Source organism: Cellulomonas dongxiuzhuiae, from assembly GCF_018623035.1.
GTDB lineage: Bacteria > Actinomycetota > Actinomycetes > Actinomycetales > Cellulomonadaceae > Cellulomonas > Cellulomonas dongxiuzhuiae.
Genome location: NZ_CP076023.1, coordinates 3,218,946 through 3,237,032 on the forward strand (window position 1 = coordinate 3,218,946; position 18,087 = coordinate 3,237,032).

At 74.2% G+C, this 18,087-nt stretch carries 16 protein-coding genes; 6 read left to right on the top strand and 10 right to left on the bottom strand.

Going from position 1 to position 18,087, the window contains the following annotated elements; translation table 11 throughout:
• Positions 1–85 precede the first annotated feature (85 nt).
• Positions 86–889 carry a hypothetical protein gene (locus KKR89_RS14560; RefSeq protein WP_208286556.1) on the top strand — a complete coding sequence of 268 codons (804 nt, stop codon included), beginning with the start codon at positions 86–88 and terminating at the stop codon, positions 887–889.
• A gap of 105 nt (positions 890–994) precedes the next feature.
• On the opposite strand, the gene KKR89_RS18405 is transcribed toward KKR89_RS14560, so the two are convergent.
• Positions 995–1,798, bottom strand: coding sequence for a DUF2599 domain-containing protein (locus KKR89_RS18405; RefSeq protein WP_251140905.1), 804 nt, complete (start codon positions 1,796–1,798; stop codon positions 995–997).
• A gap of 110 nt (positions 1,799–1,908) precedes the next feature.
• Between KKR89_RS18405 and KKR89_RS14570 the strand changes: the two genes are divergently transcribed.
• The 4 genes from KKR89_RS14570 to KKR89_RS14585 all read left to right on the top strand — a co-directional run bounded on the left by KKR89_RS14570 (position 1,909) and on the right by KKR89_RS14585 (position 4,159).
• Positions 1,909–2,082, top strand: a complete 174-nt coding sequence (locus KKR89_RS14570) for a heme biosynthesis protein HemY (RefSeq protein WP_208196068.1) — start codon at positions 1,909–1,911, stop codon at positions 2,080–2,082.
• 68 nt (positions 2,083–2,150) lie between these two features.
• Positions 2,151–2,972, top strand: a complete 822-nt coding sequence (locus KKR89_RS14575) for an alpha/beta fold hydrolase (RefSeq protein ID WP_208196069.1) — start codon at positions 2,151–2,153, stop codon at positions 2,970–2,972.
• Positions 2,969–3,415 (top strand): pyrimidine dimer DNA glycosylase/endonuclease V, encoded by a 447-nt coding sequence (locus KKR89_RS14580; RefSeq protein ID WP_208196070.1) that lies wholly within the window; start codon positions 2,969–2,971, stop codon positions 3,413–3,415. The genes KKR89_RS14575 and KKR89_RS14580 overlap by 4 nt, the downstream gene beginning before the upstream one ends.
• Positions 3,416–3,502: 87 nt before the next feature.
• Positions 3,503–4,159, top strand: a complete 657-nt coding sequence (locus KKR89_RS14585; RefSeq protein WP_208196071.1) for an MBL fold metallo-hydrolase — start codon at positions 3,503–3,505, stop codon at positions 4,157–4,159.
• 24 nt (positions 4,160–4,183) lie between these two features.
• Here KKR89_RS14585 and KKR89_RS14590 read toward each other — a convergent pair whose 3' ends face one another.
• Positions 4,184–4,615: an MmcQ/YjbR family DNA-binding protein gene (locus tag KKR89_RS14590; protein ID WP_208196072.1), complete on the bottom strand. Its 432-nt coding sequence runs from the start codon at positions 4,613–4,615 to the stop codon at positions 4,184–4,186.
• Positions 4,616–4,678: 63 nt separating this feature from the next.
• Entirely contained in the window at positions 4,679–5,350 is a 672-nt protein-coding gene (locus KKR89_RS14595; RefSeq protein ID WP_208196073.1) for a TetR/AcrR family transcriptional regulator C-terminal domain-containing protein, read from the bottom strand.
• Positions 5,351–5,419: 69 nt separating this feature from the next.
• Here KKR89_RS14595 and KKR89_RS14600 point away from each other — a divergent pair, with 69 nt between their 5' ends.
• Complete coding sequence (locus KKR89_RS14600) at positions 5,420–6,097, top strand: DUF4386 domain-containing protein (protein WP_208196074.1); 678 nt, start codon at positions 5,420–5,422, stop codon at positions 6,095–6,097.
• Between the two features lie 107 nt (positions 6,098–6,204).
• Here the strand turns inward: KKR89_RS14600 and KKR89_RS14605 are convergent, their stop codons facing one another.
• The 7 genes from KKR89_RS14605 to KKR89_RS14635 all read right to left on the bottom strand — a co-directional run bounded on the left by KKR89_RS14605 (position 6,205) and on the right by KKR89_RS14635 (position 18,078).
• A complete protein-coding gene (locus KKR89_RS14605; protein ID WP_307802217.1) occupies positions 6,205–6,507 on the bottom strand; it encodes an RHS repeat-associated core domain-containing protein in 303 nt (100 codons plus the stop codon).
• Between the two features lie 12 nt (positions 6,508–6,519).
• Complete coding sequence (locus tag KKR89_RS14610; protein ID WP_208196076.1) at positions 6,520–6,837, bottom strand: hypothetical protein; 318 nt, start codon at positions 6,835–6,837, stop codon at positions 6,520–6,522.
• On the bottom strand, positions 6,827–12,991 hold the full coding sequence (locus tag KKR89_RS14615) for an RHS repeat-associated core domain-containing protein (RefSeq protein WP_243882630.1): 6,165 nt from the start codon (positions 12,989–12,991) through the stop codon (positions 6,827–6,829). Before KKR89_RS14615 ends, KKR89_RS14610 begins: the two co-directional genes overlap by 11 nt.
• A gap of 354 nt (positions 12,992–13,345) precedes the next feature.
• Positions 13,346–13,870, bottom strand: a complete 525-nt coding sequence (locus KKR89_RS14620) for a hypothetical protein (protein WP_208196077.1) — start codon at positions 13,868–13,870, stop codon at positions 13,346–13,348.
• The gene (locus KKR89_RS14625) at positions 13,867–14,988 is read right to left on the bottom strand and encodes a hypothetical protein (RefSeq protein WP_208196078.1); all 1,122 of its coding nucleotides are present in this window, start codon (positions 14,986–14,988) and stop codon (positions 13,867–13,869) included. The genes KKR89_RS14620 and KKR89_RS14625 overlap by 4 nt, the downstream gene beginning before the upstream one ends.
• Positions 14,989–15,082: 94 nt before the next feature.
• Positions 15,083–17,158 carry an acyl-CoA dehydrogenase family protein gene (locus KKR89_RS14630; RefSeq protein ID WP_208196079.1) on the bottom strand — a complete coding sequence of 692 codons (2,076 nt, stop codon included), beginning with the start codon at positions 17,156–17,158 and terminating at the stop codon, positions 15,083–15,085.
• A complete protein-coding gene (locus KKR89_RS14635) occupies positions 17,155–18,078 on the bottom strand; it encodes a TetR/AcrR family transcriptional regulator (RefSeq protein WP_208196080.1) in 924 nt (307 codons plus the stop codon). The genes KKR89_RS14630 and KKR89_RS14635 overlap by 4 nt, the downstream gene beginning before the upstream one ends.
• Positions 18,079–18,087: the final 9 nt, after the last annotated feature.

Sequence of the window (18,087 nt, forward strand, 5' to 3'; positions counted from 1 at the left end):
TCCGACCTGCCAGGTCAGCGGGTCGCGACGTCGCCCGACCCGCAGGCGGTGCCCTCACCACCCCTTCCCCGAATGCCGAGGTCAGATGTCCGCGCGCCGCACCACCGTGCTCACCGCCGCCAGCGGGGTCCTGGCCGCGCTGACGCTCGTGGGCGCGGCGACGGCCGCGAGCGCCGGGTCGGACGCGCCGACGCCGTACCTGGTGACGGGAGCCGGCGTCGAGCTGCCCGCGGGGGCGTCCTTCCAGGTGGACGGGCACGTCAACGTCGTCTACACCTCGGCGCTCGGGACCGCGGCGCGCAACGTCCACATCGAGGGGCCGGGGACGCGGTTCGGCGACCTCGTCGGCACGTCGGCGCTCACGTGGGAGCGCGCCGGTCTGCCGCCGGACGCGTGCGTCACGTGGGTGCAGGTCGGTGGGTACGACGAGCACTTCGGCGAGGGCGGCCAGGCGCCGGTCTGCCGCACGGACACCCCCGCGCCGGTCGCGCCGCCCGCGGGGCCCACGCCCGTCGACGCCCCGCCCGCGGCACCCGCGACGACGCCACCGTCCGCTCCCGCCGCGCCGCCCGCGGCCGACGCGCAGGCCCCGGTGCCGACGCCCCCTGCGGCGTTCTCCACCGCCCCGGCGGCCCCGGCCGCCATCCCCGAGGCCGCCGCCGCGCCCGCACCTGCCGCGGCATCCACCGCACCCGAGCGCGCCGAGGTCCTCGCGGCGGGCGCGACCACGCCGAGCCCGACGCCGACCGCGCTCGTCGCCACCGCCGAGCGCTCCGAGGTCCTCGCGGCGACGGGCGCCCGCACGGGTGCGCTGCTGGGCGGTGCGGCCCTCGCGCTGACCCTCGGCAGCACCCTCGTCGTGTGGCGCCGTCGCCGCGCCACCCCCTGACCACCCGCCGCCCGGTGGACGGCCGGGCGGAAGGGAGCGTGAAGCGTTGCTGCCGCACTCCGGCAGCAACGCTTCTCGCTTTCCGGGTGCGGACCGCCGCACGCGTCAGGCGTCGTCGTCGGTGGGGTTGCAGCGGGTCATGAGCAGGGTCGTCGTGCTCACCTCGGGACGCCACGGCTCGAGGTTCCACGACGCCTTGTCGCGTGCGCCGAGCACGTGGCACCAGAGCTGGGCCTGCATGGACGGGGACGCGGCCTCCGGCTCCGCGAGCGCGAGCTGGGACACGAGCGCCTGCTGCGCGGCGAGGGTCCCGCCGCGCACCCAGTCCGCCGGGACGACGAGCAGCGACCGGCCGCCGTCGGCGTCACCCCACGTGGCGGACGACACCGCCGCGGTCCCGACGACGAACGACGCGGAGGAGGTGGCGGCCTCGAGCGCCAGCACGTCACCCTGCGAGCGCCAGGCTCCCGGTGCGCCGTCGTCACCCACGGGTGCGGTGAGGGCGGCGACGACCGTGCCGGCTGCGTCCTGGAGCGTCACCGAGCCGTCGCTCTGGAGACCGGCCTGCCCACCCTCCGGCGGCGCGACCCAGGCGAGGGTGCCGGCGCGGCCCGTCACGGTGGTGAGCGTCGTGCCGTCCGTCGCGTCCTGGACCTGGAGCGTGGCACCGTCGGCCGGGAGCAGCGCGCCCGCGCCGTGGCCGGCGGACGTCGCGCCCGCGAGCGGTGCCCCCGCGTCGCGCACCTGCCCGCTGGCGGGCACGGGGAGCGCGCTCGGCGTCTCCGGGCCGGGGCTCACGGGCGTCGCCGACGTCGGGGCGGGGACGGGCGCGTCACCGGGGGGCGCGCAGCCGGCCGCGAGCACCACGAGGCCCGCCACGACCCCGCACCACGTCACCCGCCGACCCACGGCGCGACGGTAGCCGCCCGAGGGCCCCACGACGATGCCCGCCGCGGGACGGCCATGGACATCACCCCGGCCAGGTGGCAGATTGCCCGCACCCGATGAAGGGACGCCCCATGCCCGGCACCGAACCCCGCGACCAGCCTCCGGTCGATCCCGCCGCGGCCTTCCGGCACCTTCCCGAGCCGATCGCGCTCGCCGACACCGTCACCGGGCAGGACGTGGGCCCCGTCCCGGACCCCGACGGCGGCCGCGACCCGAACCACGAGTGGATGCTGCGCCACGGCTGAGACCGCACGCCGGACACGCCGCCGCCGCCCCGCTCGCCGCCGCCCGGCCCGCGTGGTGTGCTGCATGGGTGGACGGCTTCACGCGTGACGGCCTGCGCTTCGACGTGCGCGACGCCGGGCCGGCGGCCGGGCCGGCGGCGGTGCTGCTGCACGGGTTCCCGCAGGACGGGTCGGCGTACGACGCCGTCTCCCCGCTGCTGACGGAGGCGGGCGTGCGCGTGCTCGTCCCCGACCAGCGCGGGTACAGCCCGGGCGCCCGGCCGCAGGGCCGACGCGCCTACGCGGTGCCGGAGCTCGTCGACGACGTCGTCGCGCTGCTCGACACCGCCGGGCTCGACGAGGTGCACGTGGTGGGCCACGACTGGGGCGGTGCCGTCGCCTGGGCCGTCGCCGCGCGCCGCCCGCGCCGTGTCGCGTCGCTCACCGTGCTGGGCACCCCGCACCCCGCGGCGATGCGCGCCGGCCTGCTGCGGGGGCAGGCCCGGCGCTCCTGGTACGTCGGCGCGTTCCAGGTGCCGGGGCTGCCCGAGCGCGCGCTGCTGGCGCACGATGGCGCCCGCCTGCGCGACGCCCTGGTCCGCTCGGGCCTGGCGCCGCACCGCGCCGCGCAGTACGCCGCCCGCATGTCGGAGCCCGGCGCGCTGACCGCGGCCCTCGCCTGGTACCGCGCGCTGGGCGTCCCGCGCACCGGCAGCACGGGTCGCGTCCGCGTCCCCACGACGTACGTGTCGGCCCGTCGCGACCCGTTCTTCGCCCCCGCGTCGGTCGAGGCGACGGCGCACCACGTCGACGCGCCGTTCACGCGCATCGACCTCGACGCCGACCACTGGCTGCCGGAGCACCGGCCCGCCGACGTCGCCGCCGCGGTCCTCGGTCAGGTGCGTGCGTGAGGCTCTGGTCCCTGCACCCCTCGCTGCTCGACCGGCAGGGCCTGACGGCGTGCTGGCGCGAGGGGCTCCTCGCGCAGGCGGTGCTCGCGGGCCGGACACGCGGCTACACGCAGCATCCCCAGCTCGTGCGGTTCCGCCGTCAGCCCGACCCGCTCGCGGCCGTCGCGGCCTACCTGCACGCCGTCGCGGACGAGGCCGCCGCGCGCGGCTACCGGTTCGACACCACGCGCGTCGACGTCCCGGGGGGTGAGCGGACGCGCACCGCGCCCCAGGTCCCCGTGACCGACGGGCAGCTCGCCCTCGAGTGGCGGCACCTGCTGGGCAAGCTCGCGGTCCGCTCCCCCGAGCGGTACGCGGTCGTCGAGCAGTCCGGCGGCCCGGTGCCGCACCCGCTGTTCGTCGTCGTGCCGGGTGGCGTCGAGGAGTGGGAGCGGGCCACCTGATCCTGTGCCCGACGTAGCGCCGGCGCCCGACGCACGGCACCCTCGGGAGGGCGACACCCGCACCTCGACACCTGAAGGGCACCCTCGATGACGACCATGACCTTCCTCGGGCACTCGTGCGTCCGCCTCGACCGCGACGGGCAGTCCCTGGTGATCGACCCGGGGAGCTTCAGCGCACCCGACGCGCTCGACGGTGCGACGGGCGTGCTCGTCACGCACGAGCACGCCGACCACGTCGACCCGGGGTCGCTGCAGTCCGCCCTGGCGACCGTGCCGGGTCTGCAGGTGTGGGGGACGGCGGCGGTGGTCGATCTCCTCACGGCGGCCGGCGTCGACGCGTCCCGGCTGCACGCCCTCGCCCCGGGGGACACGGCCGACGTCGTCGGGTTCTCGGTGACGGCGCTCGGCGGGCAGCACGCCGTCATCCACCCGGACATCCCGCGCGCCCACAACCTCGCGTACCTCGTCGACGGCACCCTGCTGCACCCGGGCGACTCGTTCACCCCCGCCCCGGCCGAGGCGGGGGTCGAGGTGCTGCTGCTGCCGGCCGCCGCGCCGTGGCTGAAGCTCTCCGAGGCCGTGGACTACGGCCGCTCGGTGGGTGCACGGACTGTCGTGCCCATCCACACCGGCATCTACAACGACAACGGCATCGGGCTGGTCGACCGCGTCCTCGGCGGGCTCGTCGGCGAGGGGTACCGGCGGCTGGCGTCCGGGGAGACGCTCGACGTCAGCGGCGGCTGAGCGGCGGGCGTCCTCGCCGCCCGGTCAGGACGGGGCGGCGTCACCCTGCTGCGCGGTGCGAGCCTCGTCGAGCGCGCGCTGCGCCCGCTTCGGGGCACGGCGTCGCCACGCGGCCTCCAGCAGCTCGGCCGCGTGGCCCCAGTCCGGGTCGCTCGCCGGGTCGACCAGCATCCCGACCCAGCCCTGCGCGCCGTCGTACGAGGGGACGAAGAAGCGCACCGGGTCCTCCGCGAGCAGCTCGCGCTGCTCCTCGCGCGTCGTGCCCACGCGCAGCGCGAGGCGGCCGTCGTCGTGGTGGTCGACCGTGAGCCACGCGAACCGCCGACCCCCGAGGACGACGGCGGTGTGCCCGTACTCACTCGGCGGCAGCACCGTCACCTCGGGCAGCCCGGCGGCGAGCTCGACGAGACGCTCGCGAGCGTGCTCGGCGTCGGACGCGATCCACGACGTACCCATGGGGCCGACGCTAGCGACCAGCGGGTGCCACGGCACGCGTGCCGGGCCGGCACAGCCCACGGGTCACCGTCCCGTCGACGACCACCCGTCGGCGTGCATCCGCTCGACACCGTCGAGCAGCAGGTCGAGCGCGAAGGCGAACTCGGCGTCGGCGTCGCAGCCGGCCCCCGCGTGGGACGCCGTCGTCGCCATGCGGATGATCGCCGGGTAGGTGGCGGCGAGGGCCGTCACGGCCTGCTCACGCTCCGCAGGGTCGGCGGGCAGCGCCGGCGTGGGGAGCACGTCGCGCGTGAGCCCCCACATGCGCGTGCTGAGCGCGTGCATCGCGTGGTGGACCAGGTCGACGGACAGGCCACCGCCGAGCATGACGTCGATGAGCGAGTCCATGTAGGACAGGACGGCCGGGCCGGCGCTCGTCCGCGTCTCCACGGCCGCCTGGGCCCACGGGTGCGTCGTCATGACGTCGCGTGCCGACAGGATGCGGGTGCGCAGCGCGACCTTCCACGGCTGCCCGTGGGGCGCCGGCGCGATGTCGCGCACGATGTGCTCGACCATGCCGTCGACCAGCGCCTCGCGGTGCGCGACGTGCTTGTAGAGGGCCATCGGCGTCACGCCGAGGGCGTCGGCGAGCCGCCGCATCGACATCGCCTCGAGTCCGATCCCGTCGGCGAGCGTGACCGCGGCGTCGAGCACGCGCGTCCGGTCGAGCGACGGACGGGTCGGGACGGTTGACACGTATACAGCGTATACCTATGGTCATCGGAGCGCCGGTATACGGCGTACACCTACGACGATCGGCGCCTCATGCCTCGCTCCGCCCGAACCCACGAACGCGCAGCCGGCGTTCTGTACCTGTCGACCCACGCGACGTCCGTGCTCGCCGTGGTGGCCTACGACGCGGGAGTGCCGGCGCTCGGCGTCCTGCTCGAGGTCGCGCTCGCCCTGGGCTGTCTCGGCACCGGCGTGCTGCTGCTCGTGCTCCTGCGGCACCACGGCCAGGCACGCGCCCTGACGTTCGCGCTGCTGCGCACGCTCGAGGCGGCGGTCATCACCGCCGGGACGCTGCCGATGCTCGCCCTGGCGTGGGGCGGGCCTGCGACCGCCGGGCTCGGTGACACCCTCGTCGACCTGCACACCGCCGCGTTCCTCGTCGGCCAGGGCCTGGTCATCAGCGTCAACACCATCGTGCTGGGATGGCTGCTCGTCGACGCCGACGTCACCCCCCGCGCGCTCGGCGTGCTCGGCGTCGCGGCCGGCGTCGTCGTGCTCGGCAGCAACACGGCCCAACTGCTCGGCCTCGTCCCGCAGGGCGGTGCCGTCGCGGGGATCTGCGCGGTGCCCGTCTTCGCGTTCGAGATCTGGTGGGCGGTGCTGCTGCTCACGCGCGGGCTGCGACCGCGAGGGCCCGCACTCCACGGGGACGTCGTGACGGCGCCCTCGCCCGCCCACGCGGACGCCGCACCGACGAGACGCCACCCGTGACCCTCACTGATGCACTTCTTCGCATCGGTGAACCCGATCAGGTCCAGCACCAGCCCGACGATCTCGTCACCGATCTGCGCGACGAACGCCTCAGCCTCGGCCACCGCCTACTTCGCCGCCGCACGCTGCGTCGCGTACGGGTCGGTCGCCGTCGGCTGCGGCGCCCCGCTGAGGTGATGCGGGCGAGGCTCCCTGCCCGTGGGGTCCGTCATCGCCGTCGGACGGTTCGACGCGTACGCGTACGACGACACCGCCGTCACCTGCCCGGACCCCACCACCGGGTCCACCGAGTCGAACCGACCCGTCCCGGTGTCGTAGTTGCGCGCCCGCAGGTGGTACCGACCCGACTGGGTGTCGTCGCGGTACCCACCGGTGAACTGCATCGGGTTGCCCGGCGCGTCCTGCCCCAACCGTTGCCGACGTCAGTCGTCCCGCGGGCTGACAACACGACCGCGCGCCACGAGCTTCTTCCCTTCATAGAGTTCGATGGTCGTCAACCGCCGCGCTTCGGCTTCGTATGTGTTGCCAAACATCAGCTCGATCTGGACGGCGAGCTCCACACCCAGCGCAATCTGTTGGGCGCCGTCCACAGTGCGAACGACACAGGAGCTCATCACCTCTCCGAGGCGCAACTGCGAGCGGACCTCATCGGCCGGTGCAGACATCCGCCCGCCTTCATCCGGCCTCAAGAAGCGGACCATCGCATCAAGGACCACGGGGCCGCCCTCGTCAGAAGACATGGTCGATCGCTCTCAACGATGCGTGGAAGACGTTGCTTTGGACACCGGGCTGCACCGTGTAAACACCTCCGCGGAAGATGGAGACGTCGATGTCCCTCGAGAAGTCGAACGCCTTGAGGGAGTCCTTTGACACCGTGACGCGGAGAATGGCGACCTTGGACGTGTCCCAGTCGGCGTAACGCATCGCGTCATCGAGCGTCGTCGCGAACTGCCGCCCTTCGAGACTGTTGGCGCCCGGGTCGAAGCGGCCGCTCGACATCACGGAATCGTACTCGCGCACGCCGACCGCTCGGTAGAGATCCACATTCTCCGACGGGTCCGGGTCGACCGCACAAGCTGCCGCCTTGCTGCGCAGGTCGTCGTTGTGAGTGACGACGCCTGCCCCGGCTGCGGTGACGACGGTGTACGTGTGGTCGGTGTCGACCGTCAGGTTGTGGACCGTCGCGACGACCGTGTCGCGCTCGACCGCAGCGATGGCGACGGGCGCGCCGTCGGCGTCGACGAGCTGGTCACCGACCTGCAGGTCTCTCGCCGGCACCCACTCGCCGCCTGCAGTCAGGAACAGGTGCCCGTCGGTCGCGGTGATCGTCTCGCCCGCGGGCGGCCCGCCACCCCCGGACCCGACCAAGGTCAGCCCGACGAGGTCCTTGGCCCCGTGCCCAGTGATCGTGGCGACCACCTGCCGGTGCGTCCTGGTCCCGTCCGCGGCCACCGCCACGACCGTGTCACCCACGGCCACGTCGTCGATCGCCTTGACCGACCCGTCAGCCATCACCACACCAGTGCCAGGGACGAACGAGTTGCACGTCTCGGACTTCTTGTTCTCCGCCGCCTTGCGCGCCTGGTCGTTCGCACGCTTGGCGTCGTCCACCTCACGCGACGTGCGCGAGGCCACCGTGCGCGACTGGTTCGCCGCCGCCTTCGCCTGCTCCGCGGCCGTGTTCGCCTGCTTGATCGCCGCCGAGTCCGGCACGACCTTCGGGTTCCACTTCGGGATGTCCGCCAGCGCCTTGCTCGCGGCCTTGAGCTTGGAGTACCCCTCGACCAGCCGCTTGCCCACACCGATCGCCTTGATCGCGACCTTCGCGGCCTTGAACATCTTTCCCCACGGCACCGCGTTCAACGCCGTGGAGATGCACGCCCCGACATCGCCCTCACTGATGCACTTCTTCGCATCGGTGAACCCGATCAGGTCCAGCACCAGCCCGACGATCTCGTCACCGATCTGCGCGACGAACGCCTCAGCCTCGGCCACCGCCTTCTTCGCCGCCGCACGCTGCGTCGCGTACGGGTCGGTCGCCGTCGGCTGCGGCGCCCCGGTGAGGTGATGCGGGCGGGGCTCCCTCCCCGTGGGGTCCGTCATCGCCGTGGGACGGTTCGACGCGTACGCGTACGACGACACCGCGGTCACCTGCCCGGACCCCACCACCGGGTCCACCGAGTCGAACCGACCCGTCCCCGTGTCGTAGTTGCGCGCCCGCAGGTGGTACCGCCCCGACTGCGTGTCGTCGCGGTACCCGCCGGTGAACTGCATCGGGTTGCCCGGCGCGTCCTCGGCCAGCTGCTGACCACCGGCCTCGAGGTCGGTGCCCCGCGCCCCGCCGAACGGGTCGTAGTCGTACGACCACTGCGCCGCACCGCCCGCCGACACCACCGCCGACGTCCCGCCCAGCCAGTCCCGCACGTAGTGCGAGAACTGCTCCCCGCCCTCGGCCAGACCCAGCGGTGACCCGTCCGGCGCGTACAGGAACGACGTCGTGCCCTCCCCGTCCGTGCCGGTCCGCGTCTCCGTCGCGATCGTCGGCAGCCCGCCGTTGACGTCCCACGCCCACGCCGTCGACCCGGTCGCCCCGGCCTCGTCCGTGCTCGTGGACGACAACCGCATCCCCGCCGCGTCGTACGCGTACGTCGTGGACACCCCGTCCGACGTCGCCGAGGCGAGCGTGCGGTCCAGGTGGTACTCGTACGTCTCCTCACCGTCGGACGTCAGGTTGCCCTCGGCGTCGTAGGTGAACTCCCGCGTCCCGGCCTCCACGTCCGGGATGCCGGTGAGCGTCCCGGTGACGGTCGTCTGCTCGCGGGTGAGCTGGTCGCCCGCGTCGTACGTCGCCGTGGTCGTGGCCTTGCCCGTCGCGGTGGTGACCGCGTGCGACGTGCGGTTGCCGACCAGGTCGTAGCCGTAGTCGTACCGCTCGGCGGCCGGCGCCCCCGGTGCGCAGCTCTGGGCGCCGTAGCAGGCGGACGTCAGGCGGTGCGCCTTGTCGTACGCGTACGACGTGGCCTCGACGACCTCCGGTCCCCCGGCGTTGCGCGTCTGCGTGATGAGCGTCGGGTTGCCGACGGCGTCGCGCACCACGTCGTGCGCCGAGACGACCTCGCCCCCTGCGCGGGTCGTCGCGACGCGCGTCATGCGCCCTGCCGGGTCGTACTCGCGCGCCTCCGTCAGCCCGGTCGACTCCGGGAACGTGATGGACGTGAGCTGGTCCGCCACGTCCCAGCCGAAGCCGTACGTCGCCGAGCGACCCGCGCCCGCCGCCGTGAGCGACCTCAGCCGGTCCGCGACGTCGTACGACGCCGTGACCTTGGTGCCGTCCGGGTACGTCCGCTCGGTGAGGTTGTCCTGGTCGTCGTAGCCGTAGGTGAACTTCTCGACCGCGCCGCCGACGTCGGTGCGCGTCACCTCGGCCAAGCGGCCGGTCGTGTCGAACCTGTGCTCCCGCACGCCACGCGGGTCGGCCATCGAGACGAGCCGGTTCTTGGCGTCGTACCCGAACGTGAAGAGCTCACCCTCGGTACCGAGCTTGCGGCTCACGAGCCGGTCGAGCGTGTCGTACTGCATCGCGACGGTGCGCGCCTCGCGGTTCGGGTCGAGCCGCGGGTCGCCCTCGACGACGCGTGCCGTGACGAGCTGCGTGAGGTTGGAGTTCGCGTCGTACACGTACTCCCGGCGCCGTCCGATGGCGTCGGTCGACGCGACCGTGCGGCCGGCGCGGTCGTACTCGAGCTTCGTCTCGTGCCCCAGCGGGTCGCGACGCCCCTTGATCTGGCCGTTGGCGTCGTAGGTGTACGTCAGCACCTGCTGGTCGCCCGTGGCGTCGGGGCCGCGGACCGTGAGCAGCCGGTCGGCCGCGTCGTAGCGGTACTGCACGACCGAGCCGGCGGCGTCGGTCGCGCTGGTCAGGCGGCCGACCGCGTCGTAGGACGAGCGCGTGGTGTTGCCCAGCGGGTCCCGGACCTCGACGGGGTTGCCCGCCCGGTCGTAGGTGTACCGCGTGGTGAACGCGGCCGGGTCCGCACCCTCGAGGTGCCCGCGCGGCTCGGTGATGGCCACGGGGCGGCCGTCGTCGTCGTACTCCCAGGTGATGACGCCGCCCGAGGCGGTGACCTGACGCGTCGGGTTGCCGACCTGGTCGTACTCGATCCGCGCCGGGGACCCGACGCCCGAGCCGCCGGTGCGGCGGTTGGCGCCGTCGTACGTCATGCCGAGCGTGTCGCCGTCCTCGTCCTTCATGCCCGTGACGTTCCCGGCGGCGTCGTACGACATCTGCGTCGTCGCGCCGAGCTCGTCGATCTGCTCGACCGGGCGTCCCAGCTCGTCGAAGCGCGAGTCGACCTGCACCAGCCGGCCCTGGGCGTCCGGGCGCTCGGCCCGCACGAGGTTGCCGCGGAAGTCGTAGCGGAAGGTGGTGGTGTACGCGGCACGCCGCTTCTCGACGTCGGCGTCGGACTCGCCCGACCGCTTCGCCGCGTTGCCCAGCGGCAGCCGTTCGGTGGCGACGCGCCCCTGCCCGTCGTACGTCCACGTGGTCCGGTTGCCCTCGCCGTCGGTGACGGACGCCGTGCGACCGGCGGCCGTGTACGTGTACTCGGTGACGTTGCCGATCGGGTCCTTGAGCGTCACCAGCCGCGACGCGTCGTCGTAGGTGTAGCGGTAGGAGTTGGCGAGCTGGTCGGTGACCACGACGACGTTGCCGATCTCGTCGTACGTCGTCTTCACCGGCGCGTCCTTGCCCGGGTCACGACGCTCGACGAGCCGGTCCTGCGCGTCGTACGCGTAGCGGGTGCGGAACTGGTCCTTGTTCGCGCCCGCGACCGTGCCGCGCGGGTCGACGACCGACACGAGCCGGCCGGTCTGGTCGTACGTGAACTCGGTGCGCCGCCCCGTGGGCGTGACCTCCGCGGTGCGGTTGCCCGCCGCGTCGTACTCGTACCGCGTGACCTTGCCGCGCGGGTCGGTGCGCGTCGCGAGCAGGCCGCGGCTCTCGTACGTGTACCGGTACCCCTCCTCCTGCTCGGGGTCCTTCTGGCCGGTGATCCCGTTCTGCTCGTCGTAGGTGTACGTCCACGTGTTGCCGCGGCCGTCCGTGTGCGTCCGCAGGTTGTTGCCCGCGTCGAACGCGTTGCGCTCCTTCCAGTCGAACGGTGCCGGCGCCTGACGCTCGACGGGGTTGCCGGCGGCGTCGTGCAGCGCGCCGGACTGGTTGCCCTCGGGGTCGACGACGAGGGACTCGTTGAGCTTCTCGTCGTAGCGGTACGTCACGGTGTCGCCGTTGCCGTTGCGCGACCACAGCAGGACGTTCTTGCGGTACCCGTCGCGTGAGACGACGCCGTCGGGGTCGGTCGTGGTCGCGACCTCGGAGGCGGCGTCCCACGCGAACGTCGTCACCGCACCCGCGGCATCCGTCTGCCGCACGACGCGACCGTCCGCGTACTCGTTGGCGACGTCCCGCTTGCCGCGCGCGTCCTGCACGTGGTCCAGCCGCCCGGCGGAGTCGTAGTGGTACTGCCAGGTGGAGTTCCGGGCGTCCTGCACCTTGAGCAGGCGGCCGTCCTGGTAGTCGAACTGCACGCTGCGGCCGTCGGGCAGCGTGAGCTTGCTGATCGCACGGACGTCCTGGCGCATCTCGACCCGCACGACGCGGCCCGCGGCGTCCGTGACCGACGACAGCAGGCCGTTCGACCCGTACGCGAGCGTGATGCCGTGGCCGCGGGCGTCCGTGACGGACAGCAGCCGGCCCTGCGCGTCGAAGGTCAGGCGCCGCTGGTCCGGCGGGGTCAGCACCCAGCCGCCGCCGGCACGGTCGGTCAGCACCGCGCGCACGCCGGCCGGCCGCTGGTAGCCGTCGGCGGTGCGCTGGTACACGGCCTCGGAGCCGTCCTCGGCGCGCACCCGCACGGCGTCCGCCCCGGCCTGCGGGACGATCACCCGGGCGTCGTACGTCCACGTCCACCCGGCGCCGAACATGCCCGTGCCGGTGTTGGCCGACGAGTAGAAGCGCACGGCCTCGAACGGGATGCCGTACGACGTCATCGTCAGGTCGCGCTCGGTGCGGTTGAACGCCCCGGTACCCGTGTTGACGAGCGCGCCGCGCAGCTCCTGGCCGTCGACCGTGCGGCCGAGCACGTTGGCGCACGCGCAGCCCGCGGCCTGGGCTGCGGGCAGCTCAGGCGGTGTGACGGTGGTGCGGGGGTTGGCCGGCGCGGACGGCGGCGAGTCGAGCGTCGCGCCGTCGTCGGCGAGCAGGGAGACCGTGACGGTGTACTGGCGCGCGGGGTCCAGCGTCCACCCGTCGGCGGCACCGAAGCTGCGGCAGAACTTGCGCGGTGCGTCGCAGCGCGACAGGTCCGCGCGGCCCAGGTCGGCGGACACCTGCTGCGTCCCCGCCTCGACGTCGGTGACGGTCGCGCGCCAGCGGGCCCACGAGGTGGGGTCGCCGTCGGCGACGTCCGCGTCGAAGTACACGACGAGCGACGTGTCGCCCAGCAGGTAGCCGGGCCGCACGACGAGGTCGCGCGCGCCGCCGTCGGCGAGCACCTGCGCGGCGGTCGCCGCGAACGTCGGCGCCTGGCCGCTGAAGCGTGACGCCGCCGGGCGGGCGACGCCCGGGACCAGCGGCGGGTTGACCGGCGCCTGCTCCGACACCGGCACGGCGGGCGGCTCGATCGGGACGTCGTCGGGGTCGCCCTGGCGCACCGCGTTGGGCGGCAGCGGCCGCTGGACGGGGGCCGCGCCGTCCTGCGCGACGGGTGCCGCGGGAGCGGGCGCGGCCGCCGCGAGCGGTGGTGCGAGCACCACGCCGGTGACCAGCACGACCGGTGCGAGGACGTACGCGGTGAGCGAGCGCAGGACGGACCTGTGTGGACGCGCGGACATGCGGAACCCCCCAGCGCACGCCCACATCACCGTCGACGCGCCTCGCGACCGCCCCCTGCAGCGGTCGAGCCGGTCACACCCAAGGGGTCAGCGAGGACGCGCCGCCAGGTGCTGCCCGCATCGCGAGATGACCACAGGCCGACGGCGCGGCCGCAGATCGCGCGTGCCGACGGGGTGTGGGAGGACGTCCCACGAGGTGACCCGGCCGCCGGAGCCCACGCTCGGCACTGTCGGGTTCGTCCACATCTGCACCGTGAGTGAGAACATTCTCATCGTTACCGGTTGCTCCGAGGCCGCTCCCGTCGGACCCTCAGCCGCCCTTCGACGGGTGTCCAGCGGCCCTGCTCGTCGCGGTCAGCGCTCGGGCATCGTGTACAGCGCGACCCGCACGGTCGCCGGCTCCCCGTCGAACAGCACCCGGATCTGCTGGCGCATGTCGCTGGGGCGGCTCGCCTCGCACGCCCACGCGTCCTGCGGGACCGCGTCGAGACCGTAGGCCGCGAGCTCGTCCGCCGTCAGGCTCAGCGAGACGCGCGGCGCACCGATGCCGGCGTCGACGCACATCGCCTCGACCTCGTCGGCAGGCGCGGAGAAGGTGACCAGCCAGGCGTCCGTCATGGTGTCGTCGGTCCGCGGCTCGGCCTGCACGTCCGCGGCACCGGCCGGGAGCGCGAGCCCGTACGACGTGAGGACGCTCGCCGGGTCGTCCGTCCCCGCCGACGTCGCGTCCGCCGAGGGTGTGGCCGCCGACGTCGTGGCAGCAGGCGGCGTGCGGTCGTCGCTCGTCCCGCACCCAGCCGCCAGGAGCACGGCCGCCAGGGCGACCCCCGTCGTGACCGCCCGCGCCACGCCGCGACCTCGGGTCGTCGTGCTGCTCATCGTGTGCCCTTCCTCGAGGTGACGGCGGACTCGCCGGTCGCGGTGAACTCCTGCGCCACGCCCGCACGGTGCAGCTCGGCGAGCTGCTCGTCCGTGACCTCGAGCGGACCGATCGTGACGCCCTTGCCACCGTCCCAGTTGTACTGGTCGCGCAGCACGAACGACGTCGTCGTCTCGTAGGTCCACGCGGGTTCGGTCGCGGTCGGCGGGTACACCGTGACCTCACCGACCGCCGACCACTGGATGCCGCCCATCGCGTAGAACCAGTCGTCGCTCAGACCCTGGCCGATGTAGAACCCGCTCCACGGCGTGCTCAGCGGGTAGGTGACGGGCTCGGTGAACCCGGCCTCCTGAGCCTGCAGCAGGGCGGTGACACCCATCTCGTCCTGCAGGCCCTGGTACTCGGTGGCGAGCGCGGGGACGTCCGTGAGCAGGGCGTCGACGTCCTGCTCGAGCGGCTCACCGCTGTTGCCGAGGAAGTGCAGGAGGTTGCGTGACGCGTTCGGCCAGACGCCCGAGAGCGTGTTCGCGCCCGCCTCCGCGGCGAACTTCGTCGCGTCGTCGTCCACACCGGAGTCCTCCGACGCGTAGGCGCCCGCGCCCGGGTCGACAGGTTCCCAGCTCGGCGGCTCCGCGAGGCTCACGCTCTCGCCGAGGAAGGCGATCCCGAGGCCCAGCGTCTCGTCCGGGTTCAGCGTCCCGGGCGGCGGGCCGGGAACGGGGTCGGTGCCCCGCCGGTCGTCGCGCCGGCTGCCGCGTGCGTCGCGTGCGGTGTCGCGGCGGTCGGCGTCCGACGCCGCGACCTCCCCCTGCGTCGCGCCGGCACCCTCGCCGCCCGTGTCGTCGTCCGCCCCCGCGGGCGCAGCGGCCGGTGCGGCGCCCGCGCCGTCGTCACCGGCGCCGCCGTCGTCACCGGACCCCGCGGCATCCGCCTCGCCCGCCGTGCCGCACCCGGTGCCGCCACCGACCGAGCAGAATGCCCGCTCGATCCCGGCCGTGACGGCCGACGCCGCCCCGCCGGCCGCCGCGACCACCAGCCCCACGACGACCACGGCCAGGACCACGACACCGACGTACTCGACGGAGCCCGCGCCCCGGTCCCGTCGCGCGGCAGGCACCGGGGCATGCGGCTGCGAGGGAGGTGGGGGGGTCACAAGCGGACAAACTACACGCCGGCGGCGGGGTCGCCGGACCACCGCCGCCGGTGCGCGGTCACCGCGTGACGTGCTTCTCCGGGATCGGCGCGTCACCCGACGCACGCTGCGCGCGGTAGTACGCACGGGCCTCGTCCTGCCGCTGCTGCTCCTGGCCCGAGGCGATCGGCGCGCGCAGGTGCTCGGGCCCGTACCCGAAGGCGTCGACGAGGTCCTGCGCGTGCGGGCGCAGCCGCACCAGCAGGCGCTCGATGTACGACGTCACGGCGCGCGCGCGACCCGCCGACAGCCGCCCGTTGACGAGGTACCAGGCGAGGTTGCGCTCGACGAGCGTCAGGCCGAACAGGTCGCGCACCCACGTCAGGACCTGCCGGGTCCCGGCGTCCTCGACGCGCTCGACGGCCCGCGTGAACGCCTCCCACTGCACGCGCTCGGCGTGCGCACGCGCGGCCTCGATGAGGTCGTGCTGGTGGGCGTTGAACAGCTCGGCGGCCTTCTCGGGGCTCATCTTGCGGGCCGGCGCGAGCGCCTGGGCGGCGTGCGCGACCATCGTCTCGACACGGTCCGTCAGCAGGTCACGCTGCGTGTCGGTGTCGCGCAGCTGCCCGACGGACCGGCGCGCGTCCCCCCGGTCGCCGAGCGTCTGGACGGCACGCACCAGCGGCGTGCGGTGCAGCGCCGCGTCGGTCACCCGGTCGACGACGAACCGCGCGAGGTCGCTGCGGTCGCTCTGCACGGCGGACAGCGACTTGGCGTAGTCCCCCAGCAGCCGCTTGGCGACCAGCTGGTAGAGCACGGTGTTGTCACCCTCGAACGTCGCGTACACGTCGAGGTCCGCGTGCAGGCCCGTCAGCCTGTTCTCGGCCATGTACCCCGCCCCGCCGCACGCCTCGCGGCACTCCTGCAGCGTGCGCAGCGCGTTCCACGTCGACGTCGGCTTGAGCGCGGCCGCGAGCGTCTCGAGGTCCTCCCGCTGCTCGGGGGTGTCGCCGCGACCGGAGAAGACCTCGTCGAACGCGGCGAGCAGCTCCTCGTGCGCGAACGCCGTCGCGTACGCGTCGGCGACCAGCGGCAGCAGGCGGCGCTGGTGCTGGCCGTAGTCCAGCAGGACGACCTCGTCACCGGCGCCGCCGGCGAACTGCCGGCGCTGGTTCGCGTAGGTCACCGCGATGGCCAGCGCGATCTTGCTGGCGTTGGCCGCCGCGCCGTCGAGCGAGACGCGGCCCTGCACGAGCGTGCCGAGCATGGTGAAGAACCGGCGACCGGGGCTCTTGATGGGCGAGGAGTACGTGCCGTCGGGTGCGACGTCGCCGTACCGGTTGAGCAGGTTGGTGCGCGGCACGCGGACCCCGGTGAAGTGCAGGCGCCCGTTGTCGATGCCGTTGAGGCCGCCCTTGACGCCGTCGTCCTCGCCGCCGACGCCGGGCAGGAACTCGTGGGTCTGCGGGTCCCGGATCGGGACGTAGAAGGCGTGCACGCCGTGGTTGACGCGCGGACCGCCGGGCGCCGCCGTGACGAGCTGCGCGAACACCACGGCCGCTGTGCCGTGCACGGCCGCGTTGCCGAGGTAGTCCTTCCACGCGGCACGGAACGGCGTGTGGATGACGAACTCCTGCGCCTGCGCGTCGTACTCGGCCGTCGTGCCGATCGACGCCACGTCCGACCCGTGGCCCGCCTCGGTCATCGCGAACGCACCGGGCACCTGCAGGTGCATGGCGTCGGACAGGAACGTGTCGTGGTGGTGCGCCGTGCCCAGGTGCAGGATCGCGGACGCGAACAGCCCCCACTGCACGCCCGCCTTGATCTGCAGCGACGGGTCGCCGGCGACGAGCTCCTCGAAGCGCGCGAGCGAGCCGCCGTGGTCGTCGGCACCGCCCAGGTGGGGCGGGAAGGACCGCAGCACGTCGTGCTCGGCTTCCAGCCGCCGCAGCTGCGTGAGGACGCGCTCACGGTGCTCGGCCACCGACAGGCCCTCGATCTTCTGGAAGTCGGGGTCGGCCACGATGGCGCGCGACGCGCGCCGCAGCTGCGCGTAGGTGCCCAGCACGAGCTCCTCGAGCGCGGCCACGTCGACCCGCGGGGTCACCGGGGCGGCCGCCGTGCCGGTGCTGGGGCGTTCGGTCGTCGTCGTCATCGCTGCTCCCTGGGGGTGGGGGCGGCGCCGTCGCCGCCCGTGGGCTGCTGGTCCGCCGGGTGGGCGGGGGTGGTCTGCGGGGGACGCGGGTGCTCGCGCGCGAGCAGGCCGACGGGTCCGGCCCACAGCCAGGCCGCGACCTGCGCCGTGAGCGCCTCGCGGTCGGGTGTGCCGGGCTCACCGCGGTGGGCCAGCCACCACTCGCCGGCACCGCGCACGAATCCGACGGCCCCGGCGGCCCACGACTCCGCGAGCGCGACCGTCGCGGGGTCGGGGCGGTCGTCGGGCGTCCGGGCGTCGGGGGCGCCGCCGTCGGCCCCGGGGCGGCGGGCCGCGCGGGGGCCGTCCCGGTCCTCGGTCAGGCCCCGCGCGAACGGCGCCGCGACCAGGGCCGTGACGGAGTCGAGGAAGTGGCCGAGCGGGCCGCCGGACTCCACGGACCCGTCGCGCGTCACGAACGCGTAGACGTGCGGCGACGACTCGATCATCTCGAGGTAGACGGCGACCATGGCGCGCAGGCCGTCGCGGGGCGTGGGGGCGACGAGCAGGACGCCCTCGAGGGCGCCCCTGATCTGCAGGACGACGGCCTCGGCGACCGCGATCTGCAGGCCCGTCTTGTCGCTGAAGTAGCGGTAGACGATCGACTTGGAGGTCCCCGCGGCGGCGGCGATCTCCTCCATCGACACGTCAGGCCCGCGGTGGTGGACGGTGCGCCGCGCGACGCGCACGAGCTCGGCGCGTCGCGCCTCGCGGTGGTCGGCCCAGCGCGTCGAGCGGCCGTCGGGCGGCGTGTCGTCGTCCGACGCGGCGGGCCGGGGACCCGCAGGCGCGACGTCGGGGACCACGCGCGGGTCGGGCGCGTCGTCGCGTGCGCGGTGCGGAGAGGTCGTCGTCGACGCTCCCGGAGTGACGGGGCTCACGCAACCGAA

What these genes read in the sequence shown, in the direction of transcription:
- KKR89_RS14560 (WP_208286556.1), top strand. Translation starts at nt 86, where the DNA reads ATGTCCGCGCGCCGCACCACCGTGCTCACCGCCGCCAGCGGGGTCCTG.
- KKR89_RS14570 (WP_208196068.1), top strand. Translation starts at nt 1,909, where the DNA reads ATGCCCGGCACCGAACCCCGCGACCAGCCTCCGGTCGATCCCGCCGCG.
- KKR89_RS14585 (WP_208196071.1), top strand. Translation starts at nt 3,503, where the DNA reads ATGACGACCATGACCTTCCTCGGGCACTCGTGCGTCCGCCTCGACCGC.
- KKR89_RS14590 (WP_208196072.1), bottom strand. Translation starts at nt 4,615, where the DNA reads ATGGGTACGTCGTGGATCGCGTCCGACGCCGAGCACGCTCGCGAGCGT.
- KKR89_RS14600 (WP_208196074.1), top strand. Translation starts at nt 5,420, where the DNA reads ATGCCTCGCTCCGCCCGAACCCACGAACGCGCAGCCGGCGTTCTGTAC.
- KKR89_RS14610 (WP_208196076.1), bottom strand. Translation starts at nt 6,837, where the DNA reads ATGTCTTCTGACGAGGGCGGCCCCGTGGTCCTTGATGCGATGGTCCGC.
- KKR89_RS14615 (WP_243882630.1), bottom strand. Translation starts at nt 12,991, where the DNA reads ATGTCCGCGCGTCCACACAGGTCCGTCCTGCGCTCGCTCACCGCGTAC.
- KKR89_RS14620 (WP_208196077.1), bottom strand. Translation starts at nt 13,870, where the DNA reads ATGAGCAGCACGACGACCCGAGGTCGCGGCGTGGCGCGGGCGGTCACG.
- KKR89_RS14630 (WP_208196079.1), bottom strand. Translation starts at nt 17,158, where the DNA reads ATGACGACGACGACCGAACGCCCCAGCACCGGCACGGCGGCCGCCCCG.